Consider the following 4370-nt stretch of genomic DNA (forward strand, 5'->3'; position numbering starts at 1 on the left):
AAGAGTGCTGAGTGCTGAGTAAAGAATTTAAATTAAGAGTAAAGAGTAAAGAGTTAGAAGTTAATTGACAACTCATAACTTAAATAACTCAGCACTCAGCACTCAGCACTCGGCACTCAGCACTCACTAAAGGACACCAGCAGGAAGTGGCGGATTTGCGAGTTCTTCTTTCTCAAAAACTCGGTCAATTAAACCATATTCCTTCGCTTGGTATGGTGTTAGATATAACAGCCGATCCATATCTTTGATAATTTTTTCTGGAGGCTGTCCGGTAGTGCGATGCAAGATATCAACCAGCGCCCCTTTATTTACCAAAACTTCCCTTGCCCGAATTTGAATATCCGTTGCTTGACCTTGGGCGTAGCTCTTGGGTTGGTGCAGGATAATCGAGGAGTGAGGTAAACTAGCGCGGCAACCTTTTGTACCAGCACTGAGAAGCATTGCTGCCATGCCCATTGCGGAACCGACGCAGATGGTGTGGATAGGAGGCTTGATATATTTCATGGTGTCAAAGATGGCGAAGGCTTCAGTTTCAAAGCCAATGGGTTCGCCACTGTAACCGGAGGTGCCGGTGGAGTTTATGTAGATTTTAATTGGCTTTTCGGGGTCATCGGATTGCAAAAACAGCAACTCGGCCACAATCAATTCGGTGACAGCAGGCACCAGTGGCATCCCAATATAGACAATTCGCTCCTTCAACAACAGGGAAGGTAAATCTGGCGGCGGTGTTCGGTAGAAGTTATCGCCGTAATATGGGGCTTGAACAGCCTTGATTGGGGAAATGTCCATAGCAACTGATCGCCTGAAACTATGCCGTTAACTGTAATACATCCTAGCGCGATGCTAGCTTTCCTTAAGGTGCGGATTTCTCCCTAATACTTAAAGTGGCTTCGCATCTCTCAATGCTTGGCTTCTAAGATATTCTGATTATATTAATGTATTTATGTTGGATAAGTTTTCCGTAGAGCTAAAGTTGTGCTTTGAAGTTATTTATTAGTATGTATATCCTGGATAGGAACTTTGAGTTATGAAGGTTAGCTTGCAGCCTGCCTTGAATGATGGTAATTTGGACGCGAATCAACTGAACACTCAACGTCAGTTGGGAATTTCGATTTCAGCGATCGCCGAAAACCAAGACCGGAATGTACCACTGAATTTATGTTTAATTCTCGATCATAGTGGTTCGATGAATGGGCGATCGCTAGAAACGGTCAAAAAAGCCGCGAATCGTCTGGTGGATAGACTCAATCCTGGCGATCGCCTCAGTGTTGTAGTCTTTGATCACCGTGCCAAAGTCTTAGTACCTAGTCAAAGTGTCGAAGATCCAGAGAAAATCAAACAGCAAATTAACCGCCTAGCTGCCGACGGTGGAACTGCGATTGATGAAGGACTGCGCTTAGGGATTGAGGAGTTGGCAAAGGGAAAAAAAGATACTGTTTCTCAAGCCTTTCTATTAACCGATGGGGAAAATGAACACGGTGATAACGATCGCTGTTTGAAATTCGCCCAATTAGCTGCTAGCTATAATTTGACTTTGAACACTTTGGGATTTGGTGACAATTGGAACCAAGATATTTTAGAAAAAATTGCTGATGCTGGTTTAGGTACTTTATCTTACATTCAAAAACCTGATCAGGCAGTGGATGAATTTAATCGCTTGTTCAGCCGCATTCAAACAGTGGGATTGACTAATGCTTATCTGTTATTCTCCCTGATGCCCAATGTCCGGCTAGCGGAACTCAAACCCATTGCCCAAGTTTCCCCAGACACAATTGAGTTACCACTGCAACAAGAAGCTGATGGACGTTTCTCTGTGCGCTTGGGAGATTTAATGATAGACGCAGAACGGGTGATTTTAGCTAATATTTATTTGGGACAATTGCCAACAGGTGAACAAGCGATCGCTAATGTGCAAGTCCGCTATGATGATCCAGCCGCCAACAAGGTAGGTTTATTTACACCAAATACCCCAGTTTATGCCCATGTAGTGAAAAACTACCAAGCAGATCCGAATCCCCAGGTGCAACACTCTATTTTGGCATTGGCTAAGTATCGTCAAACCCAGCTAGCCGAGACGAAATTGCAACAGGGCGATCGCAGTGGTGCCGCGACGATGTTACAAACGGCTGCTAAAACTGCCCTGCAAATGGGAGATAAAAGTGCGGCGACGGTGTTACAAACTTCTGCTACCCAGTTGCAAGCCGGACAAGACTTATCTGAAGGCGATCGCAAGAAAACCAGGATGGTATCTAAAACCGTTTTGCAAGATAATCCTCCGCAATGAAAGTTCAATTGCTATCGGCGTTAAATGATTCTCATGTTGATGTGGCTCAAACAAGTAGCCAACGTCAACTAGCAATGACAATTTTTGCGCTCGCTGGGGAGTTTGACCGAAATCTTCCCCTTAATCTCTGCTTGATTCTCGATAAAAGTGGTTCCATGCATGGACAACCAATTAAAACGGTGATTCAGGCAGTGGAAAGATTAATAGATCGGTTGAAAGTAGGCGATCGCATCTCAGTTGTGGCTTTTTCCGGTTCTGCGGAAGTCATTATCCCCAACCAAGAGATTCAAGACCCCGAAAGCATCAAATCTCAAATTAAAAGCAAACTCAGCGCTAGCGGCGGTACTATCATCGCTGAGGGTTTGGAACTGGGAATTACAGAACTGATGAAGGGAACAAGGGGCGCTGTTTCCCAGGCGTTTCTGCTTACAGATGGGCATGGCGAAAGCGGTTTGCGAATTTGGAAGTGGGATATTGGGGCAGATGACAACAAGCGCTGTCTTCAACTTGCACAAAAGGCTGCGAAGTTGAATCTAACTATCAACACTTTCGGATTTGGCAATAGTTGGAATCAGGATTTGCTAGAAAAAATTGCTGATGTCGGTGGTGGCACTTTAGCTCATATTGAGCGCCCGGAACAAGCTGTAGACCAATTTAGCCGACTATTTGGACGGATTGAGTCTATTGGACTAACTAATGCCTACTTGCTCTTATCTTTAGTGCCAAATGTCCGATTAGCGGAATTTAAACCCATTGCCCAAGTTGCGCCAGACACAATTGAGTTACCAATGGAATTAGAAGCTGATGGTAGCTTTGCTGTACGTTTGGGGGATTTGATGCAGGATGTAGAACGGGTAGTTTTGGCGAACATTTATTTGGGACAGTTGCCAGAAGGTGAACAAGCGATCGCTCATCTGCAAATCCGCTATGATCACCCGTTGGTTAACGAACAAGGCTTACTTTCGCCCCTCGTGCCAGTGTATGCAGATGTGGTGCGGGCGTATCAACCGGCTTCTAATCCGCAGGTACAACAGTCAATTTTAGCATTAGCGAAGTATCGCCAAACCCAGTTAGCCGAGGTGAAATTGCAACAAGGCGATCGCACTGGTGCAGCTACAATGTTGCAAACAGCAGCTAAAACAGCTTTACAAATAGGAGATAAAGGTGCAGCGACGGTGTTGCAAACCTCCGCCACTCGCTTGCAAGCTGGTGAACAACTGTCGGAAGCAGACCTTAAGAAAACTAGAATTGTATCAAAGACCGTTTTACAAGAATAGTAAAAATTCAGCGTTGTTAATTAACGGTATGAAAGTTTCGCGCCAAGGTGCAAAGCGATAAAAAATATTTTATTCCTCAATTGAGCAACAAAGTAGTTGCATATTCCTAACTTATTGATTAACAACTACCGAAGAGTTTGACTTATGCTGATCGAAAAGATTGTCCAAGAATTGCAAGACATCCCTGAAGACAAACTAGCAGAAATTTATGACCTAATTCACTACTTTCGGCTAGGTTTAAGTCAAGAACGTACACAACCCCGCACCCCTGGTTTGTTGAAAGGACAACTCGGCGATGCTTTCTTTGAACCACTGCCAGAAGATGAACTCCAGCAATGGGAATGAGCTACCTCATCGACACCCATATCCTGCTATGGTGGCTCTTTGACGACCCAAAACTCCACACTGACTGCCGAGACATCATTCACAACCCAGATCATCGCATTATTGTCAGTAGTGCTTCTGCTTGGGAAATTGCCACTGACCCAAGTTGAGTAAGAGGTGAAATCAAGCCTCTTACCGTAATCCCAAATTTGTAGATAGCGATACACCAAAATAAATGCGTGAATTACTTAAATAAACAAGCCAATTTAGTAAGTCAAACCTCTGATGAAACTTAACAGCACTGCTTTTGGTTGCCCTTCTTGGACTAAGGCGATCGCTTCTCGCTTAGAGTTGGCTTGTTGGATTAGCTGAGAAAGCTCTTGGTTGTCGCGTATATTTGCTTCTAGCATATAATTTGCTGTTTTGAAGTCAGTTATAATTCTATGTTACGCGATCGCCTATTTCCTTGTTCTTAAGTTATCAGC

6 protein-coding genes are annotated in these 4370 nt (G+C 44.1%); 4 read left to right on the forward strand and 2 right to left on the reverse strand.

Going from position 1 to position 4370, the window contains the following annotated elements; all coding sequences use genetic code 11:
* Positions 1-126: 126 nt before the first annotated feature.
* Entirely contained in the window at positions 127-789 is a 663-nt protein-coding gene (locus ACEW80_RS08710) for an ATP-dependent Clp protease proteolytic subunit (protein WP_196517261.1), read from the reverse strand.
* 238 nt (positions 790-1027) lie between these two features.
* On the opposite strand from ACEW80_RS08710, the gene ACEW80_RS08715 reads away from it, so the two are divergent.
* The 4 genes from ACEW80_RS08715 to ACEW80_RS08730 all read left to right on the forward strand — a co-directional run bounded on the left by ACEW80_RS08715 (position 1028) and on the right by ACEW80_RS08730 (position 4055).
* The gene (locus ACEW80_RS08715; RefSeq protein ID WP_373526212.1) at positions 1028-2284 is read left to right on the forward strand and encodes a VWA domain-containing protein; all 1257 of its coding nucleotides are present in this window, start codon (positions 1028-1030) and stop codon (positions 2282-2284) included.
* The gene (locus tag ACEW80_RS08720) at positions 2281-3561 is read left to right on the forward strand and encodes a VWA domain-containing protein (protein ID WP_373526213.1); all 1281 of its coding nucleotides are present in this window, start codon (positions 2281-2283) and stop codon (positions 3559-3561) included. Before ACEW80_RS08715 ends, ACEW80_RS08720 begins: the two co-directional genes overlap by 4 nt.
* A gap of 144 nt (positions 3562-3705) precedes the next feature.
* Positions 3706-3906 (forward strand): hypothetical protein, encoded by a 201-nt coding sequence (locus ACEW80_RS08725; RefSeq protein ID WP_373526214.1) that lies wholly within the window; start codon positions 3706-3708, stop codon positions 3904-3906.
* Entirely contained in the window at positions 3903-4055 is a 153-nt protein-coding gene (locus ACEW80_RS08730) for a type II toxin-antitoxin system VapC family toxin (protein WP_373526215.1), read from the forward strand. The genes ACEW80_RS08725 and ACEW80_RS08730 overlap by 4 nt, the downstream gene beginning before the upstream one ends.
* Positions 4056-4151: 96 nt before the next feature.
* Here the strand turns inward: ACEW80_RS08730 and ACEW80_RS08735 are convergent, their stop codons facing one another.
* Positions 4152-4295: a hypothetical protein gene (locus ACEW80_RS08735; protein ID WP_292852770.1), complete on the reverse strand. Its 144-nt coding sequence runs from the start codon at positions 4293-4295 to the stop codon at positions 4152-4154.
* Positions 4296-4370: the final 75 nt, after the last annotated feature.

Source organism: Nostoc sp., from assembly GCF_041747015.1.
Lineage (GTDB): Bacteria > Cyanobacteriota > Cyanobacteriia > Cyanobacteriales > Nostocaceae > Nostoc.